The sequence below is a fragment of the bacterium 336/3 genome (assembly GCA_001281695.1).
Lineage (GTDB): Bacteria > Bacteroidota > Bacteroidia > Cytophagales > Thermonemataceae > Raineya.
Genome location: LJIE01000001.1, coordinates 2,580,351 through 2,596,343, shown reverse-complemented (window position 1 = coordinate 2,596,343; position 15,993 = coordinate 2,580,351). Strand labels below are relative to the sequence as shown.

Here is a 15,993-nt window from a genome sequence, read left to right as displayed (position 1 = left end):
ATGTGAACTCTGTAATCAGAAAGTTCTTGAATGGCTTGTTTAAAATTGGCAAATGAATAAAAATCTAAAGTATATCCTTGTGGATGAGTTCCATAAGTGCCAGCTCTTCTAGGAAACATGGCATTCCATTGAGCATTTGTCAGAAGGTCATCAATGGCACGATAAGCTTGATTTTCCTGACTGTAACTTTCTGATAAACAACCAATAGTTGCGAGTAATACAAATAGAAAAAATTTCATAAATTTAATAGTTTAATTGTTTAAGCGTTGTTTGTGTTGAAAATCAGAGTGGTTTTACCCAAAATCTTTCTGTAAAAATGAATACGTAAGCATCATAAAATAGGTTTTAAAATGATGAAATATCATTCCAAAAGATTTTATTCACCGAATAGAAAAAATAGAATAGGACTATGAAGACTGAAAAGCAAAAATGCTCTTCAGACAAGCTAGAAGAGCATTTTAATATCAAAGAATAATGAAGTGCAAATTTTCTAACTTATCTTTCTCGAAATATTCGAGTTGAATTTGGCACCTTTTCATTGCTGATGGTTGCCAAGACTTCACAGGGTCAATTCCCTCCATCTTTCTGGATAAGTATCTGATGTAAATGAACGATGTGCAAAAATAATATTTTTTATATAAATCCAAATATTATTTTGAATATTTTGTGAAAATGTGTTTTTTATTGTTTCTGAAGAGTTCTTAAAGCTTTTTTGATAATATAGGCTGTTTCTTTGGTAGAACTTTCTTTTTCCCACTTTTTACACAAATCTTTTACAAATTCAGATTGTGTTTTGCTGGCATCGTTAAGCCAGTTGCCTACACTGTCTTGTACATATTTAGCTTTATCCGATTTAAGAGGCTCTAAAATATCAAGTGCTAGGGCAGGGGTTTTCTTGAGAATCTCAATATGCTCGCACCAGACACCTCTGGGGCGTGTAGCTTCACTGGCAAAACGTCTGATATTTTCATCTTGAGAGACAGACCATTTAGACAAAATTTCAATGCTTTTATCCAAACTTTTTGCAATATCTGGACGAGTTGCTAGCCAACTCACTTCTCGTACTCCAAAATGACTATCTGCTGCAAAAAAAGCTATTTGAGAAAGTTTTTGAGCAATTTCTAAAGTCGAATTCTGTCCTATCATATAAGCAGCCCAACACCTAACCGAATCGGAAGTATGTTTAGATAAGAGGCTAAAAAAGTCTTTATCATTATTTTCAGTAGCTAACTGATAAAAACTCAAACCAATCGTTTCATTGACAGTATTAATCGTTTTCTTTTTTAGAGCATCAATATTGCTGAGTATTGTTTTTAGATAATCTTGCCTTTTTAATTGATTCAAAAGATTTTTCAGCAGTTCTGAAGTATCAATGGCAAGCCACTCCATCAAATTGGCTGTTTCTATTTCTCCCAAATTGAGTTTTTTTAGAATATCCTGTGGAATATCTTTGATGGAGCGAGCCCCTTTACGTTTAGTTTGAGTTGTCATACCTGATTTTTTGATAACCCAATGTATGCAAAAATTATTTGCTTTTCAACAGATTTAAAGCCTGTACAAGCCAATCTTCATTATTATTGGCTCTTACTTGTGGAGGGATGCCAGTTTTTTCATAAATAAATCTATTGGGTGTTTTTTGAGTAGCTGTTTGCAAATTTAGTTTCAATTCAGGCGTAGGAATGGTCATCACATTGCCAAAAGTGATATATCCACCTGAATTTTCTCCAAAGGTTATTACTTTTTTACTATGCATCGCATCCAAAATAATCCCTTCGGCTGCACTACCACTATTCCGATTATACATCAATATAATCTTTTTAGGAGTAGGCTCAATTTGTTTCTGTTTTCGGTATTTGTTTTTTCCTTTGTACTTTCCTGCTAGCACAAATGTATTGAGAGGAGCTTTTTTCATCAAAGTAACTCTTTCTTTTGCCCATTTAATCATATCATCACCATAATCTTTTTGATTTTTCTGCATTTTTTCAAGTATTTCCTCATAGCGTTTAATAGTTTCGGTAGTGCAGAAAACATAGGTCTTATCATATTCGTAGGGAGTAGTATAAGCCAATTGTGCCAAAGGCTTCCAGTTATTATCACTACCACCACCATTGTCTCTAATATCAATGATCAGATAAGGCTTGGTTTTAATGACAGGAATGATTTGTTTGTAAACAGAATCAAATTTAGTTTGCAAAGCTCCATCAAAAGTTTTGATATGTACATAATGAGTGCTATCATTGAGAGCCTTGAACTGAAACCATTCACCTTCTGGTGCAACACTGAATTTTTGTTTTACAATTTCTTTAGACTCCTGTTTTGGGAAATTTTTTTGTACACCTCCAAAAATTTCAAAAATAGGAGATTCTGATGTAATATTCTGGATGTTCATGCTATGATTTCGCATATACACAATAGATTGGAAATAATTGCCATTTATCCGTTTTAAATCTAATTTTATTTGTCCTCTTTCCCAAAGAGAAGTGGTGCTTCTAATCATCACAGCATAATAATCCCTTAAACTATTCTGATTTTTTAGAACAGCAAATTCATAAACACTTGTTTTATAAATACCCTCAATAGGATCTTGACTTTTAGACAAATACTGATAAACACTCATAGAATCATATTGAATGCGTTCTCTATTTTTAAAAACATCACTTTCTTTGAATTTAGCAATAGATTCTGGTTTGTTTTCGTCCACATCTATGCTACTGCCCCAAATTTGTAAATGGTTATCCTTAAAAAATGCAAGGTATCTTTTCATAAATGCCAAACAAACCATATCAGGTGTTTGATGAGCCTGAATATCAGCCAAAATATCTTGTTTGAGCTTGTTATATTGTTCTTTATTGGCATCTATTACATTATCCTGAAAGCCAGAATAATGATTCTCAAGATAATTGATAGTATAATTAAAATCTTGCTCACATTTGCAAGGAGCTTTGGAATTTTGTCCCAATAAAATATTAAATGCCGAACAAAATACCATTAAAATAACGAGAGAACCTGATAGTTTCATAAAAGTAATGATTAAGATACATAACTTATATAAAAGATGCAGATTCTCTCAAAAGGTTGCATCAGAAACAGAAAAATTATGAATGAGCTTGATAAAAGATTTCTAATTCTTTTAAATGCTTTTGTTTTTCTGTTTCGGGTAGTAGCGAATACTGAAATGAGTTACGGACAAATTCATAAATATCAGATTCTCCTAAGTTTAAATTTTCTGCAATGGCTTCAAAATTTTTAGTGAGTTGTCCGCCAAAATAAGCAGGGTCATCAGAGTTTACAGTAACTTTTAAACCCAAATCAAGCATTTCTCTGATAGGATGCTGTTTTAAATCTTCAACTACTTTGAGTTCCAAATTAGATAAAGGACAAATTGTAAGAGCTATATCGTTTTTGATAATGTAATCTAAAAGTGTTTTGTCTTCTAAGCATCTATTTCCATGGTCAATACGATGAATTTTGAGAAGTTTTAATGCTTCCCACACATATTCGGCAGAACCTTCCTCACCTGCATGAGCAAGTGGAATATAACCTTCTTGAATGGAGGCAGCAAAAACTCTTTCAAATTTAGAAGGAGGATTATCTTTTTCAGAAGAATCAAGCCCTACAGCCTTGATATGCTCTTTAAAAGGTAAAGACTGTTTCAGTGTTTCAAAAGCAGATTCTTCTGATAAATGCCTTAAATATGACATAATTAAAAGAGATGAAATATTATATTTGCTCTGAGCTTCTTTTCGGGCTTTATTGATACCTGTGATAACAGTTTCAAAACTCACGCCTCTATCTGTATGGCTTTGTGGGTCAAACATGATTTCAGTATGGCGGATATTCTGTTCATGGCATTTTTCAAAATAAGCCATTGTCAAATCATAAAAGTCTTCTTCCTTGAGTAGTACGTTTGTACCTGTGTAATAAATATCCAAAAAATCTTGCAAACAAGAAAACTGATATGCTTTTCTGAGTTCCTCCACAGATTTATAAGGTAAATCTACTTTATTTCTTTGAGCAATAGCAAACATGAGTTCTGGCTCAAAAGTGCCTTCAATATGCAAGTGTAATTCTGCTTTAGGAATATTCTGAATAAAATTTTGAAGCGTTGTATCCATGATATGTTGGTTTATAATTCTAAGTAAATTATTTCGGAATGAACATGCAAGAATACTACAAAAAAATGTTAAATTTGTTGGTTTAGCACCTTACTACTATGTTTCAACTGACCAGTGAATTTAAGCCCACAGGCGACCAGCCACAAGCCATTATCAAATTGGTGGAAGGTTTACAAAATGGAGAGCAACACCAAACTCTTTTAGGTGTAACAGGTTCAGGAAAAACATTTACGATGGCAAATGTTATCCAAGAAGTTCAGAAACCAACCCTGATTCTAAGCCATAATAAAACGCTTGCTGCACAGCTTTATGGAGAATTTCAACAATTTTTTCCAAATAATGCTGTAGAGTACTTTATTTCGTATTACGACTACTATCAACCCGAAGCCTTCATCCCCAGCACCAATACCTATATCGAAAAGGATTTGGCAATCAATGATGAAATTGAAAAACTGCGTTTGAGAGCTACATCTGCATTGCTTTCAGGTAGAAGAGATGTTGTTGTTGTAGCTTCTGTTTCGTGTATTTATGGTATTGCCAATCCACAAGAGTTTGGTAAAAATGTACTACACCTCAAAATAGGGCAAAGGATTACAAGAAATCAGTTTTTATATGCTCTGACAAATATTTTATACAGCCGAACTGAAGTAGATTTCCAAAGAGGAAATTTCAGAGTAAAAGGCGATACAGTGGATGTATTTGTGGCGTATGCCGATTTCGCATACAGAATTTACTTTTTTGATGATGAAATCGAAAATATTCAAATCATTGACCCACCCACAGGCAAAAAACAGTCAGATGAGCAACAAATTGCTATTTATCCTGCCAATTTATTTGTAACAGGTCAAGAAACGCTCCATAGAGCCATTCAGGAAATTCAAGATGATTTGGTAGAGCAAATCAAACTTTTTGAACGAGAAGGTAAATCCGAAGAAGCCATGAGACTCAAAGAACGTACCGAATTCGATTTGGAAATGATGCGAGAATTGGGGTATTGTTCAGGTATTGAAAACTATTCTCGTTATTTTGATAACAGAAAAGTAGGGCAACGTCCTTTTTGTTTGTTGGATTATTTTCCTGAAGATTTTTTACTTATTATTGATGAAAGCCATGTAACCATTCCACAAATCAGGGCAATGTACGCTGGCGACCGTTCTCGTAAAACTTCGCTTGTAGAATATGGTTTCCGTCTGCCTGCTGCTTTGGATAACCGTCCACTGAAATTTGAAGAATTTGAGAGCCTTATCAATCAAATAGTATATGTAAGTGCTACACCTCAAAAATATGAGCTTCAAAATTCAGAAGGTGTTATCATAGAGCAAGTAATACGTCCTACGGGACTTTTAGACCCTGAAATTATCATCAGACCCAGTTTGCACCAAATTGATGATTTGTTGGATGAAATAGATAAAACTACCCAAAGAGGAGGGAGAGTACTTGTTACTACACTTACCAAACGTATGGCAGAAGAGCTTTCTAAGTATTTGGATAAAGTAGGTGTGAAGGGCAGATACATTCATTCGGAAGTAAAAACATTGGATAGAGTTGAGATTTTGAGAGAATTGCGTTTGGGCATTTTTGATGTATTGGTGGGTGTAAATTTGCTCCGAGAAGGACTCGATTTGCCAGAAGTATCATTAGTTGCTATTATGGATGCAGATAAAGAAGGCTTTTTGAGAGATGAGCGTTCTCTCATTCAAACAATTGGAAGGGCTGCTCGTAACTCTGAAGGGCGTGTGATTATGTACGCAGATAAAATCACAAACTCTATGGAGAAAGCCATCAACGAAACGCAACGCAGAAGAAAACTCCAAACCTTGTACAACGAAGCCAATGGCATTACGCCAACAACTGTTTTCAAGTCGAGAGAAGCAATTATGGAGCAAACCAAAATGGCAAATGCCAAGAAAACTGTTAAAAATTATTATGTAGAACCTGAAGAAGTAGATATTTTCGCTGACCCTGTGGTAAATAATATGAAAGAGCAAGATTTAGAAAAATTACTCAAAGAAACCCAAAAAGCGATGGAAAAAGCAGCTAAAGATTTAGATTTTGTCGAGGCAGCCCGATTACGTGATGAACTGAACTCTATCAAAAAGAAATTGGGAAAATAGGTTTTAGACTTGAGAAACGAGACATAAGATATTAGACTTTTCAAAGGGCTGGAAATTTCCAGCCCTTTGATTGTTTTAGAAGGAGTTCAAGTTTTTTAATTTAAGTGATAGAATTGGCAAACATTTTGAAAGGTAGTAAAGTTATAAGTCAAGATAGTAAAACTTTGAAAATATTTAAAATCATGAAAAGTCTCTTATTTATTTTTGTATGGTTGGTAGCATTCGAGGGTATTTTTGCTCAGAAAAAAGAGCCTTCATGGGTGCAGAGCCGTCCTAATAGCTCTCTGCATTATATTGGAGTAGCCTCTGCCACCAAACGAAATACGGATTATCAGAAAGTTGCTAAAAAAAACGCCCTGCAAGACCTATTGAGTGAAATTAGAGTTACGATTCAGAGTGTTTCTATTCTGAACCAGATGGATAAAAATGGTACATTTAGAGAAGAATATCAATCTACTATCAAATCGACAGTTGCTGATGAAATAGAAAATTTAGAACTAGTTGATACTTATGAAGATGAACAAAATTATTGGATTTATTACCGAATCCTAAAGTCTGAATATGCCAGCCAAAAACAAAGAAATTTGGAAAATGCTCGAAAAATGGCATTGCAATTCTATGAAAAGGCTCAAAATGCAGAAAAATTAAAATCTTATACCACAGCTATTGATTTTTATTTGCAATCTTTATTGGCTATAAAAGCATATTGGGGCGAAAACATAGAAACTACTTATCAAGGGAAATCAATCAATTTAGCTATAGAGGCATACACCAATATCCAAGAACTTTTAGATAAATTGAATATCATTACCAATGTATCCTCTTTGGCGTTTTCATCACGAAATGAGTCTAAAAGTCTTACCATTAAAGTAACAGATTTGAATAATCTGATTGTCCCCAAAATTCCATTACAAATAAGCTTTTTACCACAAAAAATCAATCAGAATAATTATTTTACCAATCAGAAAGGTGAGGCTTTGGTAGCAATTTCACCCTCCAATAACCCCGAAATGAAGCAAATAGAAGTAAAATTAGATTTGAAAAATTTCTCAAAAGGTAGCTCAGACGATCAATATTATAAATATTTGATGCAAAGCCTTCGTTGCCCAACACAAAGAATAGATGTTCAACTCAGTTTTAACACAAGTTCCAGTACAAATAATGCAGATACTGGTTTATTCCCTTTTAACTTGGAATATGTTACAGTAGATTTCAGCAATGCCAATCGTTATACGTATAAAAATTTAAGATTGATTCCTGTAAGAGCCAATAGTAACTTTAAACAAGTGGCGGGCAATATGGGCTATTATCTCACATTGCAAGAAGCCATTAATACAGATAAAGTTGTAATTAATGAAGTAAACAAGAGTGGTTCAGTGAATACACTACTCATACGCAACCTCTCAAACGATACCTTATTTGTGATGTCTGGTGAAGTTTTGATAGGTGGAAAGCAGGACAGAGTCATAGCCAGTGATATGCTCATTGCACCCAATAGTGGACAAGTAAAACTACCTGTTTTTTGTGTTGAAAAAGGACGTTGGCAATACAAAGGAGATGGAAGAAACGAGAAATTTCAAGAATATTATGGAATGGCTAATGAACATTTAAGAGATATTGTTGACCACAAAAAAGGTCAACAAGCTGTTTGGAATGAAGTTTCCAAAACCAACAAAAAAGACAATATTTATAGCAATACAGATGCTTACACAGCCCATGCTGAAAATAGAGAGTTTAGAAAACAAGAACAAGAATACATGAATTTCTTTGAGAAGGTTTTTCAGGGACAAGATGATATTGTAGGTGTGATAGCAGTAACAGGAAACCAAATAGAAGGAGCAGATTTGTTTATATCTAATAATCTTTTCAGACAAGAATATCAGAAAATTATATACTCGTATTTGGATGATGCCATCACTTATGGAGCACCTGTAAATGTAGAAAAAAGAACCATTGATAATTATATCAATCAACTTTTAGACCCCAATCAGCAAGTAAATTTTGTGAAAGAAAAAGGACAAGCTTTTACAAAGGATAACAGAGTGATTCATATTGCTGTTTATTAAAAATACAAAAGCCTGATAGCAATATCAGGCTTTTGATAAAAGATTACTAAATTATTTTACAGTCCAAAGGCATAGAAAAACGTACCAGACATATCTTCATAGACTCCCTCAATCATGACGCCATCTTGAGCGTTTTCTAAGATTTTTTGCAATTCAGCAACATTCTTTACAGGTTTTCTATCTACTTTGGTAATGATACATCCCTCACGCATGTTGGTATTTTTACTGAGTTTTCCATCACCCAATTCTACTACCTTCACACCACCAGTTATACCCAGTTTACGAGCAGTAGAGGCATCTATATCTTCAAATTTCGCTCCTAAAAGATTGGCTACATCTTTTGCAGAAGGTTTTGTAACTTTGTCAGTTCCACCACTTTGGTTTCTTAAAACTACTTTTAATTCTTTTTCAGTACCTTTTCTATTTATTTTTATTTTTATTTCATCACCAGGGCGTTTTCTTCCTATCATTTCTTGCACTTCCGAAACAGAGTTGGTTTTTTTACCCTCTACTTCTATAATGACATCATCTTCTTGGATACCAGCTTTCTGAGCAGCACTATTTTCATTGATTTTCGCTATCAAAGCACCAGCTGTCACCTTTAAACCTCTATCATTAGCTACATTACCATCTACATTTTGTAGTTGTACACCCAAGAAACCTCTTTGTACAACACCATGTTCTAATAAATCTTCAATGATTTTAGTTACAATATTAGAAGGGACTGCAAATCCATAACCAGAATAAGCACCCGTAGGGCTTGCAATAGCTGTATTGATACCAATTAAATCACCATTAAGGTTTACCAAAGCTCCACCACTATTGCCAGGGTTGATGGCTGCATCTGTTTGAATAAATGATTCAATGGCAAAATTTTCACGAACAATATTAATATTACGAGCTTTTGCACTCACAATACCTGCTGTAACTGTTGAATTCAAATTAAATGGATTGCCCACAGCAAGCACCCATTCACCCACTTTCACTTGGTCTGAGTTTACAAATTTCAAAAAGGGTAGGTCAGATGCTTCTATCTTGATAACAGCTAAATCTGTATTAGGGTCAGTGCCTATTACTTTGGCTTTGAAAGTTCTACCATCAGTCAATCCTACTTCTACTACATCAGCACCATTAATTACATGGTTATTCGTTACAATATGTCCTTTAGAATCTATAATTACACCTGAACCAGTTCCTACACTAGGTTGGTTTCGTCTGCGTCCACTTCCATCTCCAAAAAATTCTTCCAGCATATCCATCTCTCTGTTACCTCTAACTGTAGAATTTGTACTAGTAGATTTAATGAAGACAACAGCTTTGGTTACTTTTTCGGAGGTAATTGTAAAATCGATAGGAATTAAATTGCCTTCTGCATCTTTGGTATAAATAGCTGGTTTTGCAATGTTACCATTAGTAGTCTCTATACGGGTAACAGAAGCAGGCTTTTCAAATATTTTAACAATGCCCGCAGAAACGCCACCACCCAATAAAGCAGCTAAGGTTAATTTTTTTAAATCATTCATAGTAAAAAAAGTTTTTAGTTTGATGATAAAACGTGATTCTTTGAAAAATATTTTACAAAAAAAATGCCAATGACAAAATGACATTTTTTGATGCACCATTATCAAACAATTTTATAAGCATTCTAACTTGTAGCCTATGCCGTGACTATTGACAATTTTAATTTTTTCATCAAAAACAAGCTTCTTTCTCAAGCGAGATACCAACACATCCAGATTTTTTGGAACAACTACTATACCATTCTTACCCCATAATTCTTCAATAAGATGATCTTTACTTTGAACATCATTTATGTTTTTTAAAAATATGGACAATAAAAGTGTCTCTTTTTCTGTCAGTTCTACATTCTGAGAAAGGTGATAGAGTATTCTTTTTTGTTCGCAGAACTGATAATCACCTATTTGAATAAAATCGGCTTGGTTAATATCTTTTTGAATTTTAGTATTTTCTTTCTTTTTTAAAAAATAATACATGGCAATACTTAGAGGCAATATGAGGATACTTAACCATAACCACTTCACATTCTTTTTTTCTTGTAAAGTAATTTCAAGAGTATAACAATTTATAGGGAGTTCCCTGCCTGTACAGGGTGTCATAGAGTCTGTGGGAGAGTGTAAAAACGAAGCAAAAACTTTCTTAGAGTTACAATCTTTCAATTCAGCTACAAAATCAAATTCTCCATTTTTTTGTAATTCTTGGATTACTATCTTGTATAAAGAATCAGATACTATACTGAGTTTTTTTTCAAATGAAATGATGTAAGTATTGTCATTTTTCTTTTCTATGGGCAATACTCTTGAAGTAGAATCTCCCGAAAGCCATAAAATTCTGTTACCAATCTGTCTAAAAATAACTTGTTTTTCTTTTTCAGAAATATCATCATTCTTGGCAAATAGGTACAAAGGCAAACTTATAATACCTATCCAAAGTGTAATTAGTTTGATATTCATTCGAATAAATTTATCTCTAAAAATAAGTAATAATCATGTATTTACCATTTTTTACCTTCTTTTTACCACAAAAATAATCCAAGATATATGGTTGATGTTAATTTTGTTTAGTTATAAAGTTTACAAAAATAGCAAAACAAATATGAAGTGCCAAACCATTAATTTTATAAAAAAATGAATTTAAAAAATAAAAGGATATTTATTCAACTTACTTGGCTGACAATCTTGTTGAATCTATTTTCTTCTTGCAACAGACAAGTTAAAAAAGATTTGCCAAAAGAAAAGGAAGATCCAAAACTTATGAAAACTATAAGTGACCCCCAATTTGGCAACGTTCGATGTAGTTTACAAGACAATGAAGGTAATCTTTGGTTTGGAACAACTGAAAAAGGGCTTTATAAGTATGACGGAAAATCGTTCAACCAATTTACAGTAAAAGATGGGTTAGATTGTAATAATATTTATTGCATTTTGGAAGATAAAGATGGAAAATTGTGGATAGGTACTGAAAAGGGACTTTGTCTTTACAATGGTAAAACATTTGACAAAATCCAGATTCCTTTACCCAAAAACCTGCCTCCCAACAAAAATACCTACTATCAAAACCATTGGGTTTACAGTATGTTGCAAGCAAAAAGCGGAAAATTATGGTTTGTAACGATTGATGGTGTCTATATTTATGATGGCAAATCTTTTACACATTTTCCAATGAATGAAGTCCCAAATGGCTTTTTGACCAGTAATGATAAAGTGGAACGCATTTTAGAAGATAATGCAGGTAACATTTGGTTAGGTGGACGAACCAATAAAGGTGTTTTTCGTTACGATGGTAAATCTATAACCAATTTTAAACTACAAGAATTAATCCAAGGACAAAATGGATCAAGACCAAAACCTCATAGTTGGGGATGGCCTCAATTGCAGGACAAAAATGGGAATCTTTGGTTCAGCAATTGGGGTGGAGCTTACCGTTATGATGGAAAAACATTTACAAGCTTTTCAGCAAAAGAGGGTTTAACCGTTACAATGATTGCTAGAATTATCGAAGACAAAAAGGGAAACTTTTGGTTTTGTGGTGATGGACTTTTTCGTTACGATGGAAAATCTATTGCTCCTTTTACAACAAAAGATGGATTAGCCAATTTAGGTGGTTGGTCAATTTTGGAAGATGCAATTGGAAATCTTTGGGTGAGTACGAAAGAAAATGGTCTCTTCATTTTCGATGGAAAAGAATTTATTACTTATTCAGAATATAAACAATAACCTCCACGAACTTTAACTAAGACAACAATTCTTCGGCTATGAAGTGTCAAACCATTAATTTTTATAACAAAATGAATTTCAAAAATCAAATATTTATTCAATTAGCGTGGCTGATATTTTTTTTGACCTGAAACATAGCAAGAGTTTGGACAATGAATGAAGACAACGAAGGCAATCTTTTGATAGGAACAATTGATGCAGTATGGAAATTTGATAGAGTAAATTTAACGAATTACACTACTCAAGATGGGCTAACAGGAAATGCTATTTGGACAATTTATAAAGACAATAAAAATGAGTTATGGTTTGTAATCAACGGAGAAGCCATTTGTAAATTCAATGGGAAACAATTTGTAAAGTACACTTTTCATTAACAATAATCATAAATAATATGAAAAAATCTATTTGTCTAATACTTTTAACAACCATTTTTTTTGCTTCCTGTGATGGACAAGTAAAAAAGAAAACCTCAACTACTTATTCATTTTCTTGTGATGTACAGATAAATATGTTCAATCCGTTTCAGGTTCAAGCAATGAAAATGCCCATAGGTACACCAAAACTTAAAAAATTTGATGGAGCAACAATTCATAGCCATATTCTTTGCTCTTTAAAAGACAAAAACGGGCATCTTTGGTTTGGCTCAACAGGTGGAGGTGTTTATAGATATGATGGAAAAGAATTTTTGCAATTTACAACTCAAGAAGGATTAAGCCATAATGATGTTCTGTCTTTATGTGAGGACAAAAATGGACTTTTGTGGATTGGAACATCTGACGGAGTTTCTGTATGGAATGGCACTTCATTTAAAAATATTTCTATCACAACTATTAGAGGTAAAAATGCTATTCCATACAAACCACCATACAAAAACCCTGATTTTGGTACTGTAAGTTTAGATAATACCATAGACGAAATTATACAGGATTCAAAAGGAAACCTTTGGTTTGGAGGTGGAAAAGGGCTATTTCGTTATGATGGAAAAATATTTACAAATTTTACGATAAATGACGGTATTCCTAATAATACTGGCATAGAAATAAGCTGGGTGGAGAAAATTGTGGAAGACACAGAAGGCAATATTTGGTTTGGTGGTAGAATTATGAAAGGCTTATTCAAATATGATGGGAAAACATTAATCAATATCAAACCTAATAAAGAAGAATGGCTAAGGCCCTTATTGAGAGATGAAAACGGTATGATGTGGTTTGGAAATTGGGGAAGAATTTACAAATCTGACGGAAAAACATTTACACAAAGTATAGAGAAAGAAAATGCTTGTTTTTATAGTGTTTTTCAGGCTTTTAAAGACGGGAAAGGCAATATTTGGGTGGGAGGTGATAGCAAAGGAAATGAAAAAAGTGTATGCTTCTATGATGGCAAAACATTCAAATATATTCCAATTACTGAAGATAAAGGAAAAAGATTTATTGGTTCTATTACAGAAGATAATAAAGGGAATATTTGGATAACAAGTGGTCTTGAACTGTATCGTTATGATGGAAAAGAACTTATTAAATTCTCAGAATAAATTTTAATGAGAAAAAGTAGTTACAGATAGATATACAAAGCATCATGATAATTAGGATAAATATTTTAGATTTGCCTAATTATCATGAACATATTAAAAATGGATATACAAGAACAACTCCAGCATAAAATAAATTTTAAAACAAAACCTTTAGGAGCATTAGGTAAATTAGAAAAAATAGCCTTACAAATAGGAAAAATACAAAACACTCTTAGCCCGAGCCTTCAAAAGCCAACGATTGTCATATTTGCAGCAGATCATGGAATTGCTCATGAGGGTGTAAGTGCATATCCACAAGAAGTTACTTATCAGATGGTAATGAATTTTTTGGCAGGAGGGGCAGCCATCAATGTTTTTTCAAAACAAAATAACATTGATTTGAAAATTGTGGATGCAGGCGTTAATTTTGATTTTGAACCACATCCAAGTCTGATAAATGCTAAAATAGCCAAGCAAACACAAAGCTTTTTGCACACTCAAGCCATGACAGAAAACCAACTTAAAGAGTGTTTTCTGAAAGGTGAAGAAATTGTAGAAAAATTACATGAAGAAGGCTCAAATATCATTGGTTTTGGAGAAATGGGCATAGCCAATACTTCATCAGCGACTATGCTGATGAGTGTACTATGCGATTTGCCTATCTCAAAATGTGTAGGAAGAGGAACAGGGCTCAATGATGAACAATTCAATCATAAAATAGCAATTTTGGAAGAAGCCAAAGCTAAACATCAAATAGAAAACCCTATGGATGTTTTGCGAACATTTGGAGGCTTTGAGATAGCCCAAATGTGTGGTGCCATGATTACAGCCTTCAAAAAGAATATGATTATCTTGGTAGATGGTTTTATTGCTTCTAGTGCTTTTTTGGTGGCATATTCTATCAATCAAGAAATTTTAAACAATGCTATATTCTGCCATCTTTCTGATGAATACGGACATAAAAATATGCTTGACTTTATGGAAGTAGAGCCTTTGCTAAATCTACAAATGCGATTGGGAGAGGGAACAGGCTGTGCTGTGGCATATCCTATTATACAAAGTGCAGTGAATTTTTTAAATGAAATGGCAAGTTTTGAAAGTGCAGGCGTGAGCCAAAAAGAATCATGATTCGTAGAGAAATAACATATTTTTTGACAGCATTGATGTTTTTCACAAGAATACCATGTCCAAAAGGATTAGAATATTCAGACAAAAACATGCAAAAATCTCGAAAATACTTCCCATTCATTGGTTGGATAGTAGGAGCAATAGCTGTTTTGGTGTATTGGGGAGCATCTTATGTGTTTTCACCTGTTATTAGCATTATCTTATCTATGATAGCAAGTGTACTGACTACTGGAGCTTTTCATGAAGATGGTTTTACAGATGTCTGTGATGGATTTGGAGGTGGATGGGGAAAAGAAAAAATCCTAACCATCATGAAAGATAGTAGAATAGGAGCTTATGGTGGTATAGGAATTATCTTGCTTCTAGGCTTAAAATTCGCTGTATTGTACGAGTTAGATAAGAATAACAAGTGGTTGATGATGTTTACGCTTTTCAATGCTCACATCACCAGTCGATTTATAGCCTCTACAATGGTGCAAACCCACGAATATGTACAAGATATAGATCAAAGTAAATCGAAACCACTGGCTTCTCAGAAACTCTCGGGGCTAGAAATGATATATAGCTCATTATTTATGCTTATACCACTTGCTATATTTCAAAATCTATGGATTTTATTAGTTTTACCAACTACTTATCTATCCAAAATGTATTTGGGCTATTATTTTAAAAAGCATATTGGAGGTTACACAGGCGATTGTCTAGGAACTACCCAACAAATCAGTGAAATGGTGTTTTACTTAACAGTATTGGGAATATGGAAGTTTATATCGTAAGGCATACACAAGTAAACGTCCCTAAAAACATTTGTTATGGACAAACAGATATAGGTTTGGCAGATACTTTTTTGGAAGAAGCCAAAAATTTAAAGCTAAAACTACCTAAAAACATTGAATACATTTATACAAGCCCACTTTCAAGATGTAAGCAACTGGCTGAATACCTACACCCAAATTTAATTTTAGACGAAAATTTAATGGAAATGCATTTTGGTGATTGGGAAATGAAGACTTGGGATGAAATCAATGGAGAAGAATTAAACACTTGGATGAACGATTTTGTAAATATTTCTGCTCCAAATGGCGAAAATCTTCTACAATTGCATAAAAGAACAATCCTTTTTTTAGATGATTTGCGTAATAAACAGCATGAAAATGTACTTCTGGTAACACATGGAGGAGTAATACGTTGTATATGGGCATATGTACTTGAAATACCTCTCCAAAATATTTTCAAAATGCCTGTTCATTTTGGAGAAGTATTCAAACTCAAATTAGGAAAAGAGAAAAACAGAGATTCTATTCAGAAGATTTACTGATGCAAGGG

General features: G+C 33.4%; 11 protein-coding genes and 2 pseudogenes. 8 read left to right on the top strand and 5 right to left on the bottom strand.

What is annotated here, in order from left to right; translation table 11 throughout:
- Nucleotides 1-681: 681 nt before the first annotated feature.
- The 3 genes from AD998_12010 to AD998_12000 form a co-directional block, all read right to left on the bottom strand.
- On the bottom strand, nt 682-1,491 hold the full coding sequence (locus AD998_12010; protein KOY86770.1) for a DNA alkylation repair protein: 810 nt from the start codon (nt 1,489-1,491) through the stop codon (nt 682-684).
- Nucleotides 1,492-1,525: 34 nt separating this feature from the next.
- On the bottom strand, nt 1,526-2,989 hold the full coding sequence (locus AD998_12005) for a hypothetical protein (protein ID KOY86769.1): 1,464 nt from the start codon (nt 2,987-2,989) through the stop codon (nt 1,526-1,528).
- Between the two features lie 106 nt (nt 2,990-3,095).
- Complete coding sequence (locus AD998_12000; protein ID KOY86768.1) at nt 3,096-4,115, bottom strand: adenosine deaminase; 1,020 nt, start codon at nt 4,113-4,115, stop codon at nt 3,096-3,098.
- Nucleotides 4,116-4,213: 98 nt separating this feature from the next.
- On the opposite strand from AD998_12000, the gene AD998_11995 reads away from it, so the two are divergent.
- Nucleotides 4,214-6,229, top strand: a complete 2,016-nt coding sequence (locus AD998_11995; GenBank protein KOY86767.1) for an excinuclease ABC subunit B — start codon at nt 4,214-4,216, stop codon at nt 6,227-6,229.
- A gap of 125 nt (nt 6,230-6,354) precedes the next feature.
- Complete coding sequence (locus tag AD998_11990; GenBank protein ID KOY86766.1) at nt 6,355-8,295, top strand: hypothetical protein; 1,941 nt, start codon at nt 6,355-6,357, stop codon at nt 8,293-8,295.
- Between the two features lie 56 nt (nt 8,296-8,351).
- On the opposite strand, the gene AD998_11985 is transcribed toward AD998_11990, so the two are convergent.
- Both AD998_11985 and AD998_11980 read right to left on the bottom strand, forming a co-directional pair.
- A complete protein-coding gene (locus AD998_11985) occupies nt 8,352-9,818 on the bottom strand; it encodes a hypothetical protein (GenBank protein ID KOY88177.1) in 1,467 nt (488 codons plus the stop codon).
- Nucleotides 9,819-9,929: 111 nt separating this feature from the next.
- A pseudogene (locus tag AD998_11980) lies at nt 9,930-10,316 on the bottom strand (hypothetical protein).
- A gap of 624 nt (nt 10,317-10,940) precedes the next feature.
- On the opposite strand from AD998_11980, the gene AD998_11975 reads away from it, so the two are divergent.
- From AD998_11975 to AD998_11950, 6 genes and pseudogenes are all read left to right on the top strand, one after another.
- The gene (locus AD998_11975) at nt 10,941-12,029 is read left to right on the top strand and encodes a hypothetical protein (GenBank protein ID KOY86765.1); all 1,089 of its coding nucleotides are present in this window, start codon (nt 10,941-10,943) and stop codon (nt 12,027-12,029) included.
- 152 nt (nt 12,030-12,181) lie between these two features.
- Entirely contained in the window at nt 12,182-12,403 is a 222-nt protein-coding gene (locus AD998_11970) for a hypothetical protein (GenBank protein KOY86764.1), read from the top strand.
- Nucleotides 12,404-12,639: 236 nt separating this feature from the next.
- Nucleotides 12,640-13,158: pseudogene (locus tag AD998_11965) on the top strand (hypothetical protein).
- A gap of 501 nt (nt 13,159-13,659) precedes the next feature.
- Nucleotides 13,660-14,667, top strand: a complete 1,008-nt coding sequence (locus AD998_11960) for a nicotinate-nucleotide--dimethylbenzimidazole phosphoribosyltransferase (GenBank protein KOY86763.1) — start codon at nt 13,660-13,662, stop codon at nt 14,665-14,667.
- Entirely contained in the window at nt 14,667-15,443 is a 777-nt protein-coding gene (locus AD998_11955) for a hypothetical protein (GenBank protein KOY88176.1), read from the top strand. The genes AD998_11960 and AD998_11955 overlap by 1 nt, the downstream gene beginning before the upstream one ends.
- Nucleotides 15,425-15,985, top strand: a complete 561-nt coding sequence (locus AD998_11950; GenBank protein ID KOY86762.1) for a hypothetical protein — start codon at nt 15,425-15,427, stop codon at nt 15,983-15,985. Before AD998_11955 ends, AD998_11950 begins: the two co-directional genes overlap by 19 nt.
- The last annotated feature ends 8 nt before the right edge of the window (nt 15,986-15,993 follow it).